This is a genomic window from Paenibacillus hunanensis (assembly GCF_014645615.1).
In the GTDB taxonomy this organism is placed as follows: Bacteria; Bacillota; Bacilli; order Paenibacillales; family Paenibacillaceae; genus Saccharibacillus; species Saccharibacillus hunanensis.
In genome coordinates, this window is the sequence record NZ_BMMB01000003.1 from 565,843 (window position 1) to 588,185 (window position 22,343).

The following is a 22,343-nucleotide window of genomic DNA, read 5'->3' on the forward strand; positions in this document are numbered from 1 at the left end:
TATCAAGCTAAACGATCAAATAAAAAAGAGAAGGACACACCCATAGATGCGCCCTTCTCTTTTTACGATTATTCATCCAATTCAATCTTTTATGCTCCTACGTGTTTATCTCTATTCCAAGCGGTATTCCCGTGTGTATCATAGAATAGAACTGAACAATACTGCACTTCATCCTTCTTACTCATTCCCACTCATTGCATTGGTAAAATCACAATGCGCTTGGCGATGGCTTCGCCTTCCTCATACCATATCATTACGATATCGCCTGCTTGGAGTTCTGCCTGAGTTGTTGCAGTATCGCCGCCTGTGCCACGTTCACGTGTTGTAGAATCGGACGCTGAACGATCACCTGGCGTACTTCCTGCACCAGTCGGATCGCCAGGCATAGCCGGGCTACCATTACCGTTCATCCCACCAGCTCCATTACCTGCTGGATCTGTCGCATTGCCCTGCTGTCCAGAGCCTGTATTCGGTGTATCGGAGCGAGAGCCCGCGCCCATCCAATTACCACCGCCTGTACCGCCAGCATTTCGATCCATACCGCCACCACGACCTGAACGCTCCATCAGTGTCGACATTTCGCTAATCTGAACTTCGTCAGACAGTGTAATCGTCTTTCGCTCACCTGTTGCGGTATAATCCGATCCGTTTGCACTCGTTCCTGTTCCTTTTTCAATTCCAGTAGCATCTGGTAAGCCTGCTGCGCCCTGATTCGTTGCTGTTTTGTCTGTTGCCGCTTTATCTGTTGAGGTTTTATCCGTTGTGGTTTTATCTGTGGTACTCTTATCTGTATTTCGTGTTGAAGCATCTGTTTTGCTGGTGCTGGATTCCATCAGCTCTACCTTGACCTTATTCCCATCCACCGCTACGACCCGCGCGATCAGATCTGGATTGGCTAGCTCGCGCATCCCAGCATCACGCATGCCGTTCATCGGTCTCATCATACCAGCGCCTGTGCCTGTAGCGGCTGCGCTACTGAGCTTGATATTTTGCGAAGTGATTGGGTTACATGCACTTAGCAGGAGTACACTGCCCAGTAGAACGGCCATCGTGGTCAGTACGCGCCGACGATGACGCGCTATATGAATAACAGAACGCACAGGCTGAATATCTTTATTGATATGCCTGCTTTTCTGCTCAGTCGAGGTCACGCATTCATTAGAATGTATCGAAAATAGACCCTTTTTATGAATAGACATTACTGTTCACCTCTCTTTGTCGACTGCTTTACAGCAAGAAATGACCAGCCCTTGCGATGCAGCAGCCATTCGTATACATCGCGGAAGCCCATATACGACAACACAATAAGAAGCGGATACACCGGGAATACGTAACGCGACTTGATTTCCCATAACAGATAGAAGCCAATAAAGCCCAGAATGACGAGCACTAACGATACTTCTTCATAACGCTTCGCACGGAAGCTGGTAATCAATCGAATCAGCATAAACACATACATCAGGAAGCTAACCGTATAGGCAATCCATAATACACCCAGTCGATAAGGGGAATTGCCAGCAAACAGCTCTGTAATCGGATTGGTATAGCTATAGCTTCCCATAATGCCACGCATACGAAGCCCATCCTGCGCTGTGCCATCTGTACCGATTCCATAGCGCTCCAGTTGATAGGTGCCTTCCGTCCATGTCCAGATCAGCTTTTTATAATACATTTCGGCGAGCTGCTGCGGCGTAGCCTCGGATAGCTTCTGTTCAATCGATTGCTTGTATAGCTCCGCACTCTCTGCCTTCTGATAATCCGCTTCACGCTGATAGATCATATAGCTCTCCATATTGTCCCAGAAGCCAAAGCGTTGCAGGTTAATCCCCATATTCAGCCACATATAGACCGGAGCGGAGTTAGCTGTCACAGAGCCAGACACTTTGCCACTTGCCTGAAGCCAGGCATTTTGCGTCCATGACGGCACATTAAACAGTGCGCCAAGAATCACGAAGCTGAGCAGTAGCTTTTTCCATCCAATGCTACGCAAGCGCAGCAACAGCGTAATCACAATGGCAATCAGGAAAATAACACCGATCCCACGCAAATAATTCCCTAATGCCAGTAAAATTGCAGCAAACACGATATATTTGATCCGTTGCTCACGCATAAACCGTAGCGCAAAATAAAATCCACTAATTAATAGCGATGTTCCTACCACATCGTTATAGATTAGATTATTCATAAATAGTGCTGGAATAAATGTCGCTGCAAATACCAGCACACCATAATCTCGACTCGGACGCTGCGGATTCAGCTGCTTATAGATCAGATAAATCATGCAGGTCGTCAGCAGCATAAATAAAATATTAAATAGCTTAATCACAATATAATTATCCGGGAAAATAGCCAGTAATGCTTCCAGATAGAGCACAATCGAGTAGTTAAATGGGAACATGTGCAAATATCCGCCCGACTGGAAGGTAGAATAATCCCCGTTGTACAGCATACTCATTGCCAATCCCAGCACCGTCTGCGAGTCATCCGTCGGCTGACGCGGGAAAATAAAAATAATCGCCAGCTGAATCACAAACGAACCCAGCAGCACAAGCGGAATGATCGTTCGCGGTCGATAAGCCTCCAGCTTCAAGCATAGCCGATATAGCACAAAGGCTAAAGCCGCTAGAATAAGAATAAGCGGCAGGAAAATCAGCCACTGCTGCTGCTCCAATAGCGGATTATCCGCATACACCGCATAAATATACTCTGCTCGTATAAAAAAGCAGGACACGATAAAGAGAGCTGTAAAAAAGATAAGCAGCCCATATAGCATTTTCTGAAACCAGGTTTGCATGCAAAAACCCCTTTGCGTAGTGTAATGTTTGCCAGCTGTGCAAGGAACCGTATATCCATGATGTGAGATGGAAAAATCGGGGCAGATCGTTTCTATTCTCTCGTCTCTGTCGATCTATTGCCGCTATTATAAAGGGCAAACATGAAAAATGCCTGAAAATCAGCACAGAAATATATAAAATTTCTCACTAGCTAGCTCAGGCGGTATTGGCTTAACGATCCAGACAGCAAAAAGTCCCTTATAGGAAGGGCTCGCAGAACACTCTAACACTATCCAGAGCATTCTCCCATTCTATAAGGGACACTTTATAAAGTTATCAAGACGAATCGGGAAGACTCCACAATCGATATTACTTTTCAATCGATACGCTATTCATTGATCTCCCTCGCTAATCGATTCGGGTTACTCGGCTTCGGGTGTAAAAAGCTTTTATTTTACCGAACGTACTGCTTCAATCAGATGTTCACTATTAATCGGCTGCTGTAGCATAATCGAATACGTATACCCATTTTGCTCCCATATTGCCAGATTAAAGCCCTTGTCATAGCCTTTCATCGTTACCGAAGCACCATTCTCGGTTACTGTGCGGATATTGCTATACTCTCCATTATCTCCGCTAATATCGCCACTGCCTGGCTGCATGCGGAAGGTTAGATCGTTGCTACTACCTATATAGCGAATTTCTGCCAGCTTACCAATTACAGAATACTGCGTTTGCGTCGATTGGAATGGTAGTTTGTTCACCTGCTTCACCTCATAACCAACCGCCTGGGTCAGCTCTGCCAGTGATGCATAGCTCATCGTACCTGTAACTGCCATTGAACGATTATTTGGTACAGTGCTACTATAAGGCGATATCATATCTGAGGACTGTGGCGCTTTAGTCGATTCAGGCACCTGTTGTTTGCTCACTTCCGGTGCGTTCGTTCCTGTGACCGATTGCTGTTGACTTGTACTTGTACCCGGAGCAAATCCGTGCTGTGCTGCCAGCACGCCTGCTAATACAACAATCAAGCTTGCTGCGGTAACCATATATTTGCGATAGCGTGTCCATAGCGTTGGTTTCGCAGGTGGAGCTTGCTGTGGAATATCCATCGTACGAATTCGTCCCATAATGCGTTCATGCATTTCTGGAGTCACTTGAACCCGCTCCATAATCTCGTTGTATTTGTTGCGCTTGCGCGGCTCACTCGTCAAAGTCATACTCCTCCTTCAGTACCTGCTTTAGCTTTTCCCGTGCACGATGAAGCAATGAACGCACAGTCGTTTCCTTTTTACCGATAATCTCCGCGATTGCAGCAGTCGGGTAACCCTCCTGATAAAACAGGTGCATTACCTCACTATACATGTCAGGCAATCGCTTGACCGCCTCCCAGACAAATTGAAGCTGCTGCTCTTCGTCTGCGATCAGTCCCTCATCCAGCTCGCTTGTTTGACGAACCCGATTATACCGAATTTTATTTTTACATAAATTAATCGCAACTCGTAGCACCCATGCCTTCTCATGGCTCGGACTATTAAATTCCGGTGCAGACTGCATGTACCGAATAATCGTATCCTGCACCATATCTTCCGCTTCCATCATATTATGCAAATACGAATAGGCTAGACGCAAAATGGAATTCCCGTATTGCTCCAGCACTCGTTCAGCCTGGCGATTCATTTCCTCTCGCCTTGCACCGGATGGCTCCAGTACCGTTACGTTGTTACGAGCAGCTTCGCTATGCGTTTCAGGCTGCTCTTTATCGACCATCGTTTTCCAGATCGAAGTCAGGCTTGCAATAGTCTGCTTTACTCTACCTTTCAGCGCTTGAAAAGGATTATATATAGAAGTACCTGTCTCAAACAAAAAATGACCTCCTACACGACAAATTAAGAATGGGTTTCACTTTTGAAATGGGATGATCAGTCATCGAACAGCGCGTTGCTAACGTTAGTCTGTATAAACGGCTTGTTGTTTGTCTTTATCTGACTCCCTTTCATTATACGTGATTATACGGATACTGTCGTTATCGTTTCGGATTTGGGTACTGTATCTAGTACACAACGACAACGGAATGATTGTTGCTCAATTGTTGGAGTTTGTGGCTGAAACTAGCGCTCTCTGTTAGACAGTTATGCCAGTAAAAGTGCCTATTATAGCCCTTAAAAATCGATTGCAGATGTACGCCACTACAGACAGGCAAAAAACATTCCGAAATAGGGTTCGGAATGCTTTTTGCCCGGTATTGGCATCAGCTTAAAGCTATAACTTACATCATGCTCGCTTTAGGCCACCGTTTTTATTTGACATGTACAGTATACACTACCGTCTTCGCTGGTTTTGCACCCTGTTCCCATGCACGTTCATACTTGAATGTCAGTTTGTAGGTGCCCGGCTTGCTCGCCTGGAATGTCCATGTTTTGTTAGTTGGTGCGCCTACGATCGGATCACTGTCTTTGCTTTTGGAAGCTGTATCCTGTTCAGCTTCTTTCACAAATTTCAGTTGTTCATCGGCTTTATAGCTCCACGCATAGCCGGTCGAGTCGTTTTGCTCCAGCTTAATATTGAATGTTTGGCCTGCTACTGCCTCGATCTTTTTGTTGATCACATTCGATTGATCTGCTGCTTTTTTGTCGCTCACTTTGATCGTATACACCACAGTTTCGACGGGATTGGTATCCTTTTCCCACGGACGTGTATATTGAAATGTTACTTTATACGTACCTGATTCAGTTGCTTTAAATGTCCATATTTTATCATTAGGTACACCAACGATGGGCGCATTGCTCTGGTCGACGCTAGCAGGTATTGGGGATACTTCTACTTCTTTTATAAACTTCAACTGTGGATCTGCTTTGTAACTCCACGAATAGCCAGTTGATGCATTTTCCTGAAGCTTGATTGTAAATGTGTGACCTGTGATTGCTGCCATTGTTTTGTTCACAACTTTGGATTCATTCACTGCCGAATCTCCTTCACTACTAGCATCAATTGCTTGAATAGTAATCGGTTGTTGTGGGGTATACGTATTCAGCTGAGGAGCTGCGTAGATCATTCCGCTACCTACTCCCAGTAATGAAAGACAGCCTATTGTTAATGCAATCACTTTTAATCCAGAACGACGCGATTTCGTTTTTGTATTTGTTTTTGTCTGGTGGTGTTCACTCATATGGTTGGTCATTTTGGCTCTCTCCTCTTAGCACGTTGTTATTCGTACTTATAAATCATTATATTGCTGCGTTGACACTGCTGTTGCTTACTGTCTATCCAATACACACTACACCACCTGTTATTGTTGCAACGGGTATATATTATATTCAAAAATAGATATAAAAAACCCTCCCGATGCACCAATAGCACCGAGAGGGTTGAAAATCACATTTTTATTTATTCTTCCTTTAAAGCACAGCTTACGACAGGCGTCCGCTGAAATCTTCAAATTCGAATTTACGGATAACACGAGCGCCTTCTTCGTCATTGTAGCTGACGATGGAAGGCAGGTTCACACCGTTGAACATATGGTTTTTCACCATGCTGTAGATCGCCATATCGGTAAATACGAGACGATCGCCAGGTTGCAGCGGCTCAGGGAACGAGTAATCACCAATCACATCGCCAGCCAGACAGGTCAGTCCACCCAGACGATAGGTGTGTGGATGCTCGCCCGACTTGCCGGAACCGATAATATGCGGACGATATGGCATCGCCAGTACATCCGGCATATGGCACTCTGCCGACGTATCCAGAATCGCAATGTCCATTCCATTTTTCATTGTATCCAGAACGGTAGCGACGAGGTAACCCGCATTCAGCGCAATCGCTTCGCCAGGCTCCAGGTACACTTCAACATTGTACGTTTCTTTGATATGCGTAATGCAGCGGCACAGTGTATCCAGATCATAATCTGCACGGGTAATATGGTGTCCTCCACCAAAGTTTACCCATTTCATTCCGTGCATGTACTTGCCGAACTTCTCTTCCACGACCTTTAGTGTGCGCTCCAGTGTATCGGAGTTCTGCTCACACATCGTATGGAAATGCAGACCATCGATGCCTTCCAGATCGCTTTCGTCGAAGTTGTCCAGCGTTGTTCCCATGCGGGAATAGTTGTAGCAAGGATCATACAGTGGCACTTCAATCTCAGAATATTCTGGATTGATGCGGATACCACAGCTGATCTTTTTGTCCGCGCTTTGTACGCGGTCTTTGAAACGGTGCCACTGGGAGAACGAGTTGAAAACGATGTGGTCGCTATACTTCATCATCTCATCGAATTCTGCATCGACATAAGCCGGTGCATACACATGCGTTTCCTTACCCATTTTCTCATAGCCGAGGCGTGCCTCGAACAGAGAGCTGGACGTTACACCTTTTAAATATTGCCCGATCAACGGGTACAGTGCATGCATCGAGAAGCCCTTTTGAGCCAGCAGGATGTGCGCGCCTGTACGCTGTTGTACGGAATCTAAAATCTCCAGATTTTTCACGAGCAGACGCTCGTCAACAACATAACTTGGAGAGGGAACAGTGCTGTAATCAATCGGTTTCAGGTTATCGGTCATTTCCTTCTCCCTTACCCTTAGTCAAGCAGCGTTGGCGAGAAATCTTCTTGCCAAGGCAGACCTTGTTTGTTCAGTTGCTCCATGAATGGATCCGGGTTCATTTCCTCTACATTGTAAACGCCGGCTTTCATCCACTCGCCTTTGATCATCAGCATTGCGCCGATCATCGCAGGTACGCCTGTAGTGTAAGAGATCGCCTGGGAACCAACCTCACGGTAGCACTCCTGGTGGTCACATACGTTATATACATAGTATGTTTTCTCTTCGCCATCTTTTGTACCTTGAGCGATAATACCGATGTTTGTTTTACCCTTCGTTCTTGGACCGAGGGAAGCTGGATCAGGCAGGATCGCTTTCAGGAATTGCAGTGGAATAATTTGTTGGCCTTCAAATTCGATTGGCTCGATCGAAGTCATGCCTACATTTTCCAATACTTTCAGGTGAGTCAGGTAGTTTTGCGAGAATGTCATCCAGAAACGGATTTTTTTGATACCCGGGATGTTTTTCGCCAGGGACTCCAGCTCTTCATGGTACAGCAGGTAGATATCTTTTGGTCCGATTTCTGGCAGATCGTATACTTTTTTCTCGGACAATGGAGCAGTTTCGATCCATTCGCCGTTTTCGTAGTAACGACCGTTCGCTGTGATCTCACGAATGTTGATCTCCGGGTTAAAGTTCGTTGCAAACGGATACCCGTGGTCACCCGCATTCGCATCCACGATATCGATCGTGTGGATTTCGTCAAAATAGTGCTTTACAGCATAAGCGGAGAATACACCGGTTACGCCTGGGTCAAAGCCGCATCCAAGCAGAGCCATAATGCCAGCTTCTTCAAATTTCTGTTTATAAGCCCACTGCCAGCTGTACTCGAATTTTGCCGTTTCAGGCGGTTCGTAGTTTGCTGTATCCAGGTAGTGAGTCTTGGTCGCAAGACATGCGTCCATAATGGTCAGATCCTGGTACGGAAGCGCAACGTTGATTACAACGTCAGGACGGAAGCTCTCGATCAGAGCGATGATCTCGTCCGTATTGTCGGCATCGAGCTGCGCGGTACTAATCTTGGTCTTCCCTCCGTCCAATTTATTTTTCAAAGCTTCACATTTTTCAACTGTACGGCTTGCGATGCAGATTTCCTCGAATACATCAGGGTTCTGAACGCATTTGTGTACAACCACACTAGCCACGCCGCCGGCGCCGATAATTAACGCTTTTCCCAAAATATTGACCTCCTTAAAGTCCGTTTCGTTTTGCTCTAATCTGTCAGGTTATGCCTGAACATGCTAATGGACAGGTCTTGGTGCTCACCTGCCAATCAAAAACGCCAACGTTGATTATACATAACTATCCGCAGTTAATCAATAAAAATCGACAAATTCCGTTATGGCACATGTTTAGTCACAGTTTTTCTTTGAAATGCTCTGAAATGCACGTTAATACTTTATTTTTCAAGCTTTAGCGCAGTAAATGATGTGGGTATTTTCGATAGGATAAGATTCAATTTTTTAAAATGGATATTTATACGTTTTATATGGATGAAAGAGATTTGCTTTCAAGGAATCGAACTCATGTCATCACCTGAATGATCTGGATTGGAGAATTGCACTAGATTGAGCTTGTATGATTCCGTCTTCCAGCGAATGGATATTGTAGCTGAGTATAGAGTAGCTATCATTTATTAGGGCGCTATTTAATTACAATGAAATGAGTGTAAAACGATTCCTTGCTCTGCACCAGCTTATATTCAGGGTTATGTACAGTGAATATTACATCTGTCACCTTCAAAATCACTGCTTATTATGAAGGAAGATTTATTTTCCGAATGTATATTTATACTTATTACATTATAAATAGTCATGTTATTGATTGCTCTTAACATAAACTCTTCTTTTAGTTCATTATAATCTCGTCTATTTATCTGTTACACGATTATTGATCATTGCTATAGAAAGAAGCGATAAAATAACACTGCCTTTACAATCATAGCTGACAGTATTTGATAATTGATTGAAATTGCCTGATGTTAAGCTTATCATGCTGGGTTCCAACTGCAAGTAAGCAGATTAGCTCCATCTTACAGTTTTACATGATGTACATAGTTACATTCATTAGATTTAATAAAATAAATCCATACTATATATGCAATTACTTAAATATGTATGGAGGCTTTATCATGACCAAGAAATTGATGTCCACTCCGATTAAGTTGTTTATGGCTACAACGCTAAGCTCACTCCTCGCGTTTACCGCAGCATCTGTCCATCTCCTTCCTCTAACAGCTGAGGCCCAAGCAGCGACTGCCCATTCATCCTCCAAAGCAAACAACACTGGCGCCAATGCTTCGATGACAACGACTCCTATTAAGCATGTGGTTGTGTTATTCCAGGAGAATGTCGCATTTGATCATTATTTTGGCACCTATCCGTATGCGCTAAATCCTAAAGGGGAGCCTGCATTCAAGGCCGCTTCTAATACACCAACGGTGAATGGATTGAGTAGCGTTTTATTGACTAAAAATCCAAATGGTGCGAATCCACAGCGACTTGATCGGTCACAGGCATTGACTGCGGACATGGATCATAATTATTCCGCTGAGCAAAGTGCATTTAACGGTGGCAAAATGGATCAATTCGTAAAATACGGTGGTAAAGGCTCTAGCGTCGTTATGGATTATTTTGACGGGAATACGGTAACGGCGATGTGGAACTATGCACAGCATTACACATTAAACGATAATTCATTTGGCACAGGCTATGGCCCATCCACACCGGGTGCGCTGAATCTAATCTCTGGTCAGACACATGGAGTAAGCCTGTATACTGCGAATAGCACGCAGCATGGACAGCTTGCGGATTCCCAGCTTGATACACGTACCATTACCGAGGACAATGATCCATTTTATGATAAAGCATCCAAAGGAACGACTGCCGCGATGGATGATACGAATAAAAACGTCGGCAATTTACTTAATGATAAAGGCATTACATGGGGCTGGTTCCAGGGTGGCTTCCGCAATATTAATGAACAGCACCAAAACATCGGTGGTCATTCCGTGACAGACTACAGCGAGCATCATGAACCATTCCAATATTATAAATCAACCTCGAATCCGAACCATCTTCCACCATCCGCGGCTAGTATGATTGGCAAAACAGATCAGGCTAACCATCAATATGATATGGCGGATTTCTGGACGGCTGCTGATGCAGGGCATCTGCCAGCAGTAAGCTTTCTCAAAGCACCGATGTATGAGGACGGTCATGCTGGCTATTCCGACCCAATCGATGAACAGGTATTTTTGACGAACACGATTAACAAGCTACAACAGCTACCGGAGTGGAAAAGCACAGCAGTCATCATCGCCTACGACGATTCGGATGGCTGGTATGATCATGTGATGGCACCGCTCGTCAATGGCTCCAATGATCCAAAGCTGGATACACTGAATGGACAGGGTGATGCAGGCACACCTAAGCTTGGCGATTATAAGGATCGTGCAGGCTATGGTCCGCGTCTACCATTGCTGATCATTTCGCCATATGCGAAGCAGAACTTTGTCGATAATACGATGACAGATCAGACAAGTATTTTGAAATTTATCGAAGACAACTGGAAGCTTGGACGTATCGGCGATCATTCGATGGACGAGGTGGCAGGTACATTACTGCATATGTTCGACTTCAATAGCAAGGTTAGCAATACCCCACTCTTCCTTAATCCTCACACCGGTGAGGTCGAGAGTAAACAGGATGCTGCCGCTCAAGCCAAGCAGTATATCGCACAGATCAGTAAAGATATGAAGTAACATGTATTCTTTATACCAACGCTAGCAAGCAAGACTGAATGGCGCGATGAACATAAACAAGGCTGGATACCGACTACTTTAGTCGATGCGGTATCCAGCTTTGTTTTCATCATCTGAGCATCAATAAGGTATCGTCACAGCGCTGTATATTTTCAATAACGAAGGATGAGATGAATGATGGAACAACTACTGATTGCCTGTATGCTGCTATTGTTTACATGGATGATCATTAAGACGATCAAGCAAATTAGCTCGCTTCATATCTATGAACCCCATGCCTGGAAGCAAAAGATCGATCGTGTCGTGATCGGCTGTTTGTTGATGACTGTGCTGGCATCCTGGCTTATCACTACCAGCTCCATGCCCACTGCCAGCGCGGATCGCATGCCCGATATGCCTGACATGGACGCTTCGACTACAGGTACAACGACCTCCATGTCTACTGCATCATCAACCGACAGTTCTTCTACAGCATCGACTGGAGCGGATTTCAACTTAACGGATACCGCAATGAAGCAGCAAAATCAGAGCGCTGTTCGTCTCATGAATGAGCAAGCACTCAGCCCTACTATTTTGCCGGACGGAACGAAGCAGTTCGTATTGAATGCTTCTACCTTTACATGGAGCTTATATCCGGGCAAGGTAATGGAAGGCTGGGGCTTTAATGGTGGTATTCCGGGTTCCTTGATTCGGGTGACTGTTGGTGATCAGGTAGACATTGTTGTAAATAATCACTTGGATGAGCCGATGACGGTACACTGGCATGGCTTACAGGTGCCCAATGCGATGGATGGCGTACCCGGTATGCCCAATCCAGCGATCCAGCCTAATGGTAGCTTTGACTACAAATTCACGGTCACTAAGCAAATGGTCGGCACTCACTGGTATCACAGTCATTATGATGATGATTTTCAAGTCGATGCGGGAATGTATGGCGCCATTATTGTGGATGATCAGCCAGCTACACAAGCAAATCAATCTACAACGGCTACTCCAGCCTCGCCTTCCTATGATGTGGATAAGCTATTCATGCTCGGGGCGACCAAGGTCGATGGAGCTGATCCTGAAAATGTATTTACGATCAACGGCAAAGCCTATCCATATACCCCACAAATGGATATACAAAAAGGACAACGTGTACTGCTCCGCCTCGTTAATGCCAGCGCTGAGGATTATCATGCGATCACACTGGATGGCTATACGCTAACGATTGTTGCTGAGGATGGTCAGCCTTTACCTGATCCACAGCAGGTTAGTGTCGTGTCCATCGCACCGAGTGAAACACTGGATGTTGCCTTTACCGCTACTCGTGCAGGCGATTGGTGGTTCCATAGCACGATTGCGAGCGAGCTATCCAATCCTGACGATACAGCGGACAATATGGGCGGTATGATGACGCTTGTTCATGTGAAGTAAGGAGGCTTGACTATATGACAAATGATCAGCTATGGATTGGAACAGGCTGTATGATCGCTTGTATACTAGGCTTTTATCTGTATAACTTGCATTCATTGCTATGGGGGCAACATCTTACGCGATGGCTTCGCCAGTTGCAGCGTTCGGCTCGATCCAATCGCTTTTTAACGCTTATTCCTGTAAAAACAATCGCATTGCTCGTACTCTGTCTGTTGCTCATATCGCTGCCTTCTCAGCCGATGCTTGCGCAATCTGGCTCTAGTCTTGCTAATTTTTCTACTTCTTCTATTGCGACTGTGGCTTTAACTTTACATGCGGCTCGTTCAGAACAAGCATCCACCCGCGATATCATTCTAAATGAGCCACCGCTTGCAACCAATGCCATAACACCCGGCGTGCTGGATGCAGATACTAACGCCCTGAGCAAAGCAGCGATACAGGCTCAAAATCAAGCGGCACGCAATATGATGAACGAGCAGGCATTACAGCCAAAGGTGCTCGCTAATGGAACGAAGCAATTTACATTAACCGCCGCTCCACTCGTCTGGAATTTGTATGAACAGAAAAATGTTCAGGGATGGGGCTATAACGGACAGATTTCCGGGCCATTGCTACGTGCAAAGGTCGGCGATACGATCAGCATTGTATTAAAAAATGAATTGCCCGAGCCTACCAGCCTTGGCTTTAGCGGTATCTCTATTCCTGCGGATATGGGCGGTATTCCGCAGCATTCCGTTGCACCACATGCTTCATTCCAATATACCTTTACGATCACGAGCGATATGGTTGGTACTCATAGCTATTTCAGCACAACCGATATGGATAAGCAGATCAATCACGGCTTGCATGGTGTACTGCTGATCGATCCCGCACAGGGCAAGGAATACCCTGACGCAGATGTGAACGCGTTATTCGATATCGGCTCCTTTGTCGTCGATCAGAAGGTAGAGGAAAATGTATTCACCTTAAATGGTAAGCCATATCCCAATTCACCTGAGCTATCGATCCAGCAGGGCCAGCATGTACTGGTTCGCATCGTCAATAGCAGCGCGGAATCGTTTCATGCAATGCATTTGCATGGGTATACATTCAAGCTTGTCGCTCAGGATGGTCATCATCTGAACAAGCCTGTAGCGATGAACGTCATTTCCGTTGCACCGGAAGAAACGGTTGATATCGAATTCACCGCCAATGCACCGGGTACATGGATGTTTCACTGTCATATTCTCGATCACACTATGAATCCAGATGATGATGCAGATGAGATGGGAGGGTTAATGACTAATTTCGTCGTACATGGAACCGAAACTGATTCTTCTAAGCCAGATGATACAATGAGTTCAATGAGTTCAATGAGTTCAATGAGTTCAATGAGTTCAATGAGTTCAATGAGTTCAATGAGTTCAATGAGTTCAATGAGTTCAATGAGTTCAATGAGTTCAATGAGTTCAATGGATCATACAAGCTTGATGAATGAAATGGCAAGATAAGCTTTATATGCTCTTTACGAAATTATTCGCATGAAAGTAATGGCACCTAGCTGCATCCCCTAATAGTAAAGTGCAGAAATCTACACCTATACTCATTATGTTTACTCCGTAGATTTCTGCACCTATCTAATCGTCCTTGCTCCTTGCTCCTTGCTCCTTGCTCCTTGCTCCTTGCTCCTTGCTCCTTGCTCCTTGCTCCTTGCTCCTTGCTCCTTGCTCCTTGCTCCTTGCTCAAATAGTATGTACGATAGAGCACAAGCTTGCAGAAAACAATGCCAGAAAGGAGCATTTTCTATGCCCAATCGTCCTTCTTCCACGCACCCGATTTTACTAGACATCCCATCGCAATTAGAAAGCGATCGTCTGCTCATTCGAGCACCACAGGCTGGAGATGGAGCCGCTATGAATGAAGCGATTCGTGAGAGTATGACCGAGCTACAGCCATGGATGCCATGGGCACAGCAAATTCCGACTGTACAGGAATCCGAGGCCCATTTACGTCTGGCGCAGGTGAAATTCATAGAGCGTCAGGATCTACAGCTACTGCTGATTGAGAAATCAACCGGACAATTTGTGGGCAGCAGTGGTCTACACCAAATAGACTGGCAAGTACGCAAATTTGAAATTGGCTACTGGGTACGAACCTCTTTTACCAGGCAGGGCTATATTAGCGAGGCGGTACGTACGATTACTGAGTTTGCAATAGAGCGACTAGGCGCCAATCGGATCGAGATTCGCTGTGACGCAAACAACATGCCGAGTGCCAGAGTTGCTGAGCGCTGCGGCTATACATTAGAGGGCACACTTCGTAATTATAAGCTTGATTCGCACGGCTCACTTACGAATACGATGATCTTTGCCAGAGTACGCGGTTCGGAATATGAATGAATTTTATCATGCTGTCACTACAGCCTATATTTATGGGTAATGGTTCTCAAGCTTGATTGCGATCTTCGCATTCAGCACAAGCAGACTTCAATATCGAACAAAATGAACGGAATCATCGAAGCATTAGGTCTGATCCTGTATGTAGCTATACTCCAAACGCTTGTAGCGACAATAATCCAAGAAATGAGGGATATCGATGAATATGTCAGGAAATACAATTTTGATCACAGGTGGCGCGACAGGAATTGGACTCGCTTTTGCAGAGCGATTTATCGAGGCGGGGAATCGTGTTATTGTATGCGGTCGGCGGGAAGCCGCTTTGCAGGAAGCACAATCCAAGCTAGACGGGCTGGAAATCCGAGTATGCGATCTGAGTGTTGCTTCCGAGCGTGTTGCATTATTTGATTGGGTGAAGGAGCATTGTCCTGAGGTAAATGTGCTGGTGAATAATGCAGGTATTCAGCAGCGTTTTCATATGCTCAAAGCAGATGCTAGCCGCAACTGGGAGTATTTTAGTAAGGAGATTGAAACGAATCTGGATGCACCGCTGCATCTGTGTATGCTGTTCGCTCCATTTTTAGCACAAAAGGAAGCCGCAGCGATCATGAATGTAACGTCTGGGCTAGCATTCACCCCATTTGCGATTGCGCCGATCTATTCTGCAACCAAGGCAGCACTACATTCATTTACGATGAGTCTACGTCATCAGCTATCCGAGACTTCGGTCGAAGTGATCGAGGTTGCACCGCCAGCGGTGAATACAGATCTGGGTGGAGCCGACCTGCATACGCATGGCGAGCCGCTGGCTGAATTTGCGGATGGCATTTTTGAAGGGCTCAAGCAAGGCAAGCTGGAGATTGGCTACGGTAGCTCCGCAGACCGTCTGCGAATGTCACGCGATGATATTGATAAATATACCGAGCAGATGTACGCTTCAACGAAAAATATGGTTTGACTATCGATCATCTTCTTTTTTTAGCTCAAGGATTATAATATGTATTTGCCAAATATAGTTCATATGCAAACAAGCCCACCTTCCAGTTACTATGGAACGTGGGCTTTTACTATTCAGCGCAACTATAGAAGTATAAACTGTAGCGATTAGCATGATTATTTACGCAAATGGATACTCCGATTGTCGAACAGCCTCAGTCGGACAGCCGTCCACTGCATCCCACAAATCATATTCCATATCTAAAGGAATACGTGTAACCCCGCGATTCGCATCGCCCTCATATACAGCTTCAGCATATCCTTCTTCGTCCGGCTGAAAAACGGCGGGCAATACCGCAATACAAGCTCCACAAGCAATACAGCGTTCCTTTTCAATATGTGTATACTGCTTCATTGGCTCTGCTCCTTTATAATGGAAGTATCTAGCATGCGTATAGGTAAGACAGACGAATAATATAATTCGTGGATAACATTAACTGTTTACAGTATACTGTCTGGTACAAATGCACAACAATCACGTATATACGATATGAGGTGAGGATTTGCGAACGACTATTCTAATGCCGTGGACAACTGACTGGAAGAACCTATACGCACAGGAAGAATCCTTGCTTACTGCGATTTTGTCTGACCAGCTAGTGTCTATCCATCATATCGGCAGTACATCTGTTCCAGCAATCGGCTTTGCCAAGCCGATTATCGACATACTGGTCATTGTGAAACAGATTGACCGAGTCGAAGCTTACACCGAGCAATTCGCACGTATCCATTATGTAGCACGAGGCGAAAATGGTATTCCAGGACGGCGTTATTTTATCAAAGGCGGCGATGATCGCACCCATCATCTTCATATATATGAAGCAGGGCATATTTGCATTGCGCAGCATTTGAATTTTAAAAGCTATTTGTCACATCATCCTCAGGCTGCCGAGCAATACGGACAATTGAAGTGTCAGCTCGCTCATCTGCTACCCGACCAACCAGCCGCCTATGCAGCAGGCAAAGCTGACTTTTGTGCGGAGCTTATGGATCAAGCGATGGAATGGGCAAGCAGAACAGCCAATGACTAGCTGAGTAGCTATGCACCTATACTTCATTAAAAAGAACGACGACGCAATTCATAAAAATACTGCACTGCTGGATGCTTGAGCTTAACGGTATCGCTCATATTTTGCAGACGCTTCTTCCCTACACGACGATCGATAAGCGCCAGAATATTGAGCATAATGTCCGGGCTATCCAGACTTTCATCAATTGGACGTGCTAGGAAGCGATTCGCCACTGTATCGAAGTTCGACTTACTCAGCGCTGCCTGTGCGGATAAAATGTCCTTTGCACATTCGGTCAGCTTGCGATTACGCGCAATCACCTGTAACCGATCCTCTGGAATATTGCTGTTATTCCCCTGACGAACGGCTTCAATATCCTCGGCTGTGAGTGGGACATCAATATTCGGATTGTTTTTAATCTCCTGCTCTGTCTGATACCAGCGGATCGCTGTGGTGGTATCCTTCATATTCAGAATATTCTTTTTGTCGACCGTAATATAACAATTGCCCGATTTGTCAGGCGCATAGCGATAGCTGGTCGCACGATATTCTACCTTTCCCTGTAAAGCAGGGGCAAGAAAGCTTTCTAGATTTTGCTTTAATTTACTCCAGGACATAGATCCTCCTATTTTCTAAGCCTGCTACTGCGATTGAAGTAGAAGGTTGTTTTTGATTGCAGATTACACGTTGATCATGTATTTGAATTTCATATCTCAGGCAGCCTTGAATCTGTTGGCTGCGTGATAACGCCTACATGAATGTACTGAGAACCCAGATGCTGTAAAAGTTCATTTGCACACCGCTTCCGCAGCTTTAGACTTATTCTGCTGACGTTACAGCTATACGGGAAATCAAGCTGCATTTCACATACGTTAACCCTTTACATGACAAAATAAAGGCTTGCCAGCTACATGCCTTCTCTTTAGAGTATCACGGATACGGCGAGGAATATATAGCAAAGCCACCGAATACGATACATTCGGTGGCTTTAAGACTGATCTATTCTGTTCCTGACTGGACTCCATCCAGACGATCGTTCCGGTATATCCATCGCTTACATTCCCAGCGCAAGCTGAATCGCTTTGACGATCATCATGAGTACAGCGATGAATAGATACGCGCGCAGGGTAAGCATACCGAATTTGCGTGTTTTGGACCATACAGGCTTGGATAGCTGTTGCAGTGGTGGCATGCGCCACATCCGTGGATCAATCAGCACGCGATCAGCTTCGGCTGACGCTGGAGTACGATCGATTTTACGTTGTTGCCGAACAAGCATGATGATACTCACCAGCAGTCCAGCTGCAAAGACGATTAGCATTGCTTCCATAAACGCCCCAATATTCATAGCTGGGAATAAAGTTTGTGCCGCCAGTATAAAGGATAGCATGACCAGTACACCCACAATTATGCTGCTGACGATGTTAAGCCACAGCTTATTCACCCAAGGACCCAGCACTTCTTTATCATTGCATAGCAGCAGTAAAAATACAGTCGCACTAGGCAGCAGAATACCAGCCAGTGCCTGCACCGCTGTAGTGATCACACCGAGCGGTGCATGTGGAACCAGCACGATGCCCCCAGCGATAAGCACCATTAGTGCATAGCTGATATAAAAGCCAGGTGCATCTGACACTTTACGATGTAGCGAGTGCTTGATACCGAACGTATCGCCAATTGCATACGAGGTGGACAGTGTGACGGCTGCCGCTCCAATTAGCGAAGCATTCAGCAAAATAATCGCAAAGCTGGCACCTGCAAAGGAACCAAGTGTAGTGTGCAGCCCTCTAGCAACCGCACCTCCATCGACAAAAGCACCTGCCAGATGCGTATGATGAAAAGCAAAGCCAGTTGCAATGATCAGCGCCGCCGCTCCGATAATAACGACAAACGAGCCAATCACGGTATCTGTACGTTCGTACGCCATCCAGCGTGGAGTGAGACGTTTATCGATCACATTAGATTGCTGAAAAAATAGCTGCCATGGTGCCACAGTCGTACCCACCATGCTAATGATGAGCAGCATCATATTAGAATCAAAGTGTGAGCCTACACCAGGTACGAGAAAATTATGAATCACCGTACCTGCAACCGGATGGCTCATCACAGCCAGTGGAATTGCAAGGAAATTCACAGCAATGAACAAATACATCACAGTCTCCCAGCGACGGAAGCTACCTGTAAGGGTCGAAGCAATAAGCAGCACGGCTGCGATGGGAACCGACACATAAGGGCTCACACCAAAGTAAGACATCGCCAGATCGACACCGATAAATTCAGTGACCAGCGTCAAAAAGTTAACAAACAGCAGATCGCCCACAGAAAAGGCTCCCCAGAAACGTCCGAAGCGTTCAAAAATCAGTTTGGCATGACCGACGCCAGTAACAAGACCGAGACGTACGACCATTTCCTGATTCACGATCAGCACTGGAATAAGTAGCAGTAGTACCCAGAGCAGATGAGTTCCATAATTTTGACCAGCCTGTGCATAGGTGGCTACCCCACCAGCATCATTATCACCGACCATCACAATTAGACCGGGCCCCATAATAACGAGTAATGTACGAAGCCGAGCGAGCCATGATTTACGTTGAGCAGTATCATGCTGACCCACAGTGCCGAATGCACCATGAATATCTCCTACATGAGCTTGATCCAGTACGGCAGGTGACAGGTTGCGAGCTTGGTTTTGCATGACAAAGAACCTCCTTGATGTATCCCATATTGAATTACATAGCATGTTGAACATTGAATTAAACGACACGATCGCTCCGGCATACTAGACCTGTCTCCCATACCTGTCACCTCCTTTTCATTACATGATGGATACTAATACTCTGCTTATACCTGGAGATGCAAAAATCCCCCTGTCCTCAGCACAGGGGGATAAAGCATGCCAAAAAAGCATGCGGATCAACTAATGTAATCCTTATTTCCCCCTGGTTGAGCTTCGGCACTGTACAACGTAGAGTATGAATACTCAGCTACCTTAAGTAGAGCCTTAATCCGGCAATACCTGTTCTACCCATTGGCATCTTTCGATGTTTCCGGGCAGTAGCCTGTGTTTGTACAGGAGCCTCGCCTAACGAGAAATAGTATATTATTTTCATATCCAAGGTAAGTCTACTCGCGTGCTAGCCAGTTGTCAACTGCTTTTTTATCACAAAAAAGGACAACTGAATTGTCCTTTCTATAGAGCTGGATATAACGTTATTTTATACTAAAACTGGAACTTGAGAACAGCTTGCATCATGACAAATGATCATGCTTGAGCACCGTTTCCTTTACGTGCATCGAGTACAAACATCGTCGCATCTTGATTCATAAACAACCGCTCACCCTCATAAAACGTATGCGATTGAATATCGGTATAGCCAATTCCAGTCATCATCGCTGCCAACTCTGCCTGCACAAAGCCCGGATGAACAAGCTCCGAATCAATTCCCTCATGACGATCAAAATCAACGATAATGACATGTCCACCCTCATTTAACATTCCATATAAACGCGATAAAATAGACTCCACATCCGCAATATGAAGTAGCACCTGTGACATGAAAATATAATCTGCCGACCATTCCTTCATTTGATACTGCTCGAGATCGAAGCATACTGTGCTCGCATTCTGAATATCGGCAGCGGCAATTTTTTTATCTACCTCATGAATCATATTGGGAGACGAATCCATAAACAGGATAGAGCGAAAATCACTAACCAGCTCCAGACCAACTAACCCCGTACCGCAACCAAAATCAATGGCATGCTTATGACTGGCATCCTGTACATAGCTACGTATGGCATCAGCCGCTTTGACAGCCACTTCGATGCGTGCGGGGCTATCGTACTTCGTTGCCATTTGCTCGAATTTGTCTGTGTTTCCCATGATGTCACCTCTTTAGAAATGGATATAGATAAGGATGAATCTCATATTGAGTGATGAATAGGTACAGCTGTACAGCTGCTAGAATTGCGATAGATCTGTTTGTTACTTCAGCGCTGATTTAAATACGCATTCGCGATCTCTCGGCATCGATCCTTCGTATCAGGCTCGTGATCAATTAGATATTGGATAAATATATCCTCTACTTGCTCATCATCAATACGTGCCAGACAATAAAACACCTCCTCAAGCAAGCATTTGAATCCTGGATGATTCAGTAGTCGCTTCGCAATCGGCAAAATGTCATCGGATTCGTTTAGTGCTAGTCGCCTGAGTATTATCTCCAGTGCAAATTGTGCATCCTCATCCGCTTGCTCGATTAGACGATCAATATGTTCAGCCGACATATCCGATGTATAATCGTCAAAAGCAACCAGTAGATAGTCTGGGTAGATTCGCTTCGGTAACTCTTTAAATGGTTCAATTAGGCTGCCTGTTAATTCCCTATTCGCATACTTTTGTAGGATCGCTTCAACTTTATTTTTACTAAGCTTAGAGGATTGAAACAAAGGTCGCTGTTTCAAATCATGTACCATCTGCTCCGACTGCTGGAATAGATCTGCATTATATGTCTCCCCAGCGGCATAGAAACGAACAGGTTTACCGTTAGCAGCAAAAGTATATCCATCTACACGTATAATCGTCAGACAATCTATAGTTTGATTTTCTATGTACGCTGCGGTCGCCCGGTGATGCCCATCCAGTAATGTACTTATAAAACCACTGTAATAATATGCTAGACCCGTCATTCGTTTGCCCTGCTTTAACTCATTCACATAATGATCGACGCGATCGCGATTGAGCTGCTGTGTCGGCTGCGAGGGCACTAGAAATTTAGGCGTACTACAGCCGAACTGCTCCTTATAGAAAATCTCATCTGCTGTAGCTTGATATAATCGGCTAGCTTGCGGTATATTCCAGAAAAAGTTTCCTTCTCCATCCGTCGGAATCATTTCAATACGGGTCAATATATAATATCCATCCTCAAGAGTTGCAAGCAGCGGTATCATTTGCTTAAACGATTCCAGCATCGATTGATCGGTCTGCTGAGCTTGCTTGAGCCCATCAATCAGATCCGTATCCGCCTGCTGTTGCCCTAATCCAACAGATAGTATATGACTACAGGTTGGACAATACTCATTTTCTCCATAGCTATACATTATCGGCTGATCTCCAAGCATGACGAATCGGTATGAATCCCCTTTACGATTGCTACCATATTTCACCGCTAATCTACCTAGACCACCCTTTACGTTGAACAATAACCCTTCATGCCCCCACGTATTCTTCTCACCAGGGATTGAATCCTTATACGTGACCGCTCTCTTCCATTTTGATAAAAACTCTTTCATCTATTCACCTCTTCTCCTTATCTAATAACTCCTCGTACAGAACTATTTTTATCTGACGGATTGTAATATGAAGTGCGACACCTACTGGAATTAAATAAAAAACAGCCCATGGC

At 45.2% G+C, this 22,343-nt stretch carries 18 protein-coding genes and 1 riboswitch; of the genes, 6 read left to right on the top strand and 12 right to left on the bottom strand.

Going from position 1 to position 22,343, the window contains the following annotated elements:
• Positions 1–191: 191 nt before the first annotated feature.
• The 7 genes from IEX62_RS08605 to IEX62_RS08635 all read right to left on the bottom strand — a co-directional run bounded on the left by IEX62_RS08605 (position 192) and on the right by IEX62_RS08635 (position 8,556).
• Positions 192–1,199 (bottom strand): hypothetical protein, encoded by a 1,008-nt coding sequence (locus IEX62_RS08605; RefSeq protein WP_188775010.1) that lies wholly within the window; start codon positions 1,197–1,199, stop codon positions 192–194.
• Positions 1,199–2,794, bottom strand: a complete 1,596-nt coding sequence (locus IEX62_RS08610; protein WP_188775011.1) for an ArnT family glycosyltransferase — start codon at positions 2,792–2,794, stop codon at positions 1,199–1,201. Before IEX62_RS08610 ends, IEX62_RS08605 begins: the two co-directional genes overlap by 1 nt.
• Positions 2,795–3,223: 429 nt before the next feature.
• Complete coding sequence (locus IEX62_RS08615) at positions 3,224–3,991, bottom strand: hypothetical protein (RefSeq protein WP_188775012.1); 768 nt, start codon at positions 3,989–3,991, stop codon at positions 3,224–3,226.
• A complete protein-coding gene (locus IEX62_RS08620) occupies positions 3,981–4,643 on the bottom strand; it encodes an RNA polymerase sigma factor (protein ID WP_229685684.1) in 663 nt (220 codons plus the stop codon). Before IEX62_RS08620 ends, IEX62_RS08615 begins: the two co-directional genes overlap by 11 nt.
• 433 nt (positions 4,644–5,076) lie before the next feature.
• On the bottom strand, positions 5,077–5,958 hold the full coding sequence (locus IEX62_RS08625; RefSeq protein ID WP_188775013.1) for a protease inhibitor I42 family protein: 882 nt from the start codon (positions 5,956–5,958) through the stop codon (positions 5,077–5,079).
• Positions 5,959–6,187: 229 nt separating this feature from the next.
• A complete protein-coding gene (nspC, locus tag IEX62_RS08630; protein WP_188775014.1) occupies positions 6,188–7,339 on the bottom strand; it encodes a carboxynorspermidine decarboxylase in 1,152 nt (383 codons plus the stop codon).
• Positions 7,340–7,356: 17 nt separating this feature from the next.
• Positions 7,357–8,556, bottom strand: coding sequence for a saccharopine dehydrogenase family protein (locus tag IEX62_RS08635; protein ID WP_188775015.1), 1,200 nt, complete (start codon positions 8,554–8,556; stop codon positions 7,357–7,359).
• A 953-nt stretch (positions 8,557–9,509) separates the two neighbouring features.
• On the opposite strand from IEX62_RS08635, the gene IEX62_RS08640 reads away from it, so the two are divergent.
• The 5 genes from IEX62_RS08640 to IEX62_RS08660 all read left to right on the top strand — a co-directional run bounded on the left by IEX62_RS08640 (position 9,510) and on the right by IEX62_RS08660 (position 15,890).
• Positions 9,510–11,141: a phospholipase C gene (locus IEX62_RS08640; protein ID WP_229685685.1), complete on the top strand. Its 1,632-nt coding sequence runs from the start codon at positions 9,510–9,512 to the stop codon at positions 11,139–11,141.
• Positions 11,142–11,315: 174 nt separating this feature from the next.
• The gene (locus tag IEX62_RS08645) at positions 11,316–12,557 is read left to right on the top strand and encodes a multicopper oxidase family protein (protein WP_229685686.1); all 1,242 of its coding nucleotides are present in this window, start codon (positions 11,316–11,318) and stop codon (positions 12,555–12,557) included.
• Positions 12,558–12,571: 14 nt separating this feature from the next.
• On the top strand, positions 12,572–14,047 hold the full coding sequence (locus tag IEX62_RS08650) for a multicopper oxidase family protein (protein WP_188775016.1): 1,476 nt from the start codon (positions 12,572–12,574) through the stop codon (positions 14,045–14,047).
• A 294-nt stretch (positions 14,048–14,341) separates the two neighbouring features.
• Complete coding sequence (locus tag IEX62_RS08655) at positions 14,342–14,935, top strand: GNAT family N-acetyltransferase (RefSeq protein WP_188775017.1); 594 nt, start codon at positions 14,342–14,344, stop codon at positions 14,933–14,935.
• A gap of 196 nt (positions 14,936–15,131) precedes the next feature.
• Positions 15,132–15,890, top strand: coding sequence for an SDR family oxidoreductase (locus IEX62_RS08660; protein ID WP_188775018.1), 759 nt, complete (start codon positions 15,132–15,134; stop codon positions 15,888–15,890).
• A gap of 159 nt (positions 15,891–16,049) precedes the next feature.
• On the opposite strand, the gene IEX62_RS08665 is transcribed toward IEX62_RS08660, so the two are convergent.
• On the bottom strand, positions 16,050–16,283 hold the full coding sequence (locus IEX62_RS08665; protein ID WP_188775019.1) for a ferredoxin: 234 nt from the start codon (positions 16,281–16,283) through the stop codon (positions 16,050–16,052).
• Positions 16,284–16,431: 148 nt separating this feature from the next.
• On the opposite strand from IEX62_RS08665, the gene IEX62_RS08670 reads away from it, so the two are divergent.
• Complete coding sequence (locus IEX62_RS08670; protein WP_188775020.1) at positions 16,432–16,959, top strand: GrpB family protein; 528 nt, start codon at positions 16,432–16,434, stop codon at positions 16,957–16,959.
• A gap of 26 nt (positions 16,960–16,985) precedes the next feature.
• Here IEX62_RS08670 and IEX62_RS08675 read toward each other — a convergent pair whose 3' ends face one another.
• The 4 genes from IEX62_RS08675 to IEX62_RS08690 all read right to left on the bottom strand — a co-directional run bounded on the left by IEX62_RS08675 (position 16,986) and on the right by IEX62_RS08690 (position 22,230).
• Positions 16,986–17,555 carry an SF0329 family protein gene (locus IEX62_RS08675; protein WP_188775021.1) on the bottom strand — a complete coding sequence of 190 codons (570 nt, stop codon included), beginning with the start codon at positions 17,553–17,555 and terminating at the stop codon, positions 16,986–16,988.
• A gap of 437 nt (positions 17,556–17,992) precedes the next feature.
• Positions 17,993–19,633: an NRAMP family divalent metal transporter gene (locus IEX62_RS08680; protein WP_188775022.1), complete on the bottom strand. Its 1,641-nt coding sequence runs from the start codon at positions 19,631–19,633 to the stop codon at positions 17,993–17,995.
• A gap of 233 nt (positions 19,634–19,866) precedes the next feature.
• A riboswitch (M-box (ykoK) riboswitch) is annotated at positions 19,867–20,035 on the bottom strand.
• A gap of 165 nt (positions 20,036–20,200) precedes the next feature.
• Positions 20,201–20,821, bottom strand: coding sequence for a class I SAM-dependent DNA methyltransferase (locus tag IEX62_RS08685; RefSeq protein ID WP_188775023.1), 621 nt, complete (start codon positions 20,819–20,821; stop codon positions 20,201–20,203).
• A 107-nt stretch (positions 20,822–20,928) separates the two neighbouring features.
• Positions 20,929–22,230: a hypothetical protein gene (locus tag IEX62_RS08690; protein WP_188775024.1), complete on the bottom strand. Its 1,302-nt coding sequence runs from the start codon at positions 22,228–22,230 to the stop codon at positions 20,929–20,931.
• Positions 22,231–22,343 lie beyond the last annotated feature (113 nt).

What these genes read in the sequence shown, in the direction of transcription:
- IEX62_RS08605 (WP_188775010.1), bottom strand. Translation starts at nt 1,199, where the DNA reads ATGTCTATTCATAAAAAGGGTCTATTTTCGATACATTCTAATGAATGC.
- IEX62_RS08610 (WP_188775011.1), bottom strand. Translation starts at nt 2,794, where the DNA reads ATGCAAACCTGGTTTCAGAAAATGCTATATGGGCTGCTTATCTTTTTT.
- IEX62_RS08625 (WP_188775013.1), bottom strand. Translation starts at nt 5,958, where the DNA reads ATGACCAACCATATGAGTGAACACCACCAGACAAAAACAAATACAAAA.
- nspC (WP_188775014.1), bottom strand. Translation starts at nt 7,339, where the DNA reads ATGACCGATAACCTGAAACCGATTGATTACAGCACTGTTCCCTCTCCA.
- IEX62_RS08640 (WP_229685685.1), top strand. Translation starts at nt 9,510, where the DNA reads ATGACCAAGAAATTGATGTCCACTCCGATTAAGTTGTTTATGGCTACA.
- IEX62_RS08645 (WP_229685686.1), top strand. Translation starts at nt 11,316, where the DNA reads ATGATGGAACAACTACTGATTGCCTGTATGCTGCTATTGTTTACATGG.
- IEX62_RS08650 (WP_188775016.1), top strand. Translation starts at nt 12,572, where the DNA reads ATGACAAATGATCAGCTATGGATTGGAACAGGCTGTATGATCGCTTGT.
- IEX62_RS08655 (WP_188775017.1), top strand. Translation starts at nt 14,342, where the DNA reads ATGCCCAATCGTCCTTCTTCCACGCACCCGATTTTACTAGACATCCCA.
- IEX62_RS08660 (WP_188775018.1), top strand. Translation starts at nt 15,132, where the DNA reads ATGAATATGTCAGGAAATACAATTTTGATCACAGGTGGCGCGACAGGA.
- IEX62_RS08665 (WP_188775019.1), bottom strand. Translation starts at nt 16,283, where the DNA reads ATGAAGCAGTATACACATATTGAAAAGGAACGCTGTATTGCTTGTGGA.
- IEX62_RS08675 (WP_188775021.1), bottom strand. Translation starts at nt 17,555, where the DNA reads ATGTCCTGGAGTAAATTAAAGCAAAATCTAGAAAGCTTTCTTGCCCCT.
- IEX62_RS08680 (WP_188775022.1), bottom strand. Translation starts at nt 19,633, where the DNA reads ATGCAAAACCAAGCTCGCAACCTGTCACCTGCCGTACTGGATCAAGCT.
- IEX62_RS08685 (WP_188775023.1), bottom strand. Translation starts at nt 20,821, where the DNA reads ATGGGAAACACAGACAAATTCGAGCAAATGGCAACGAAGTACGATAGC.
- IEX62_RS08690 (WP_188775024.1), bottom strand. Translation starts at nt 22,230, where the DNA reads ATGAAAGAGTTTTTATCAAAATGGAAGAGAGCGGTCACGTATAAGGAT.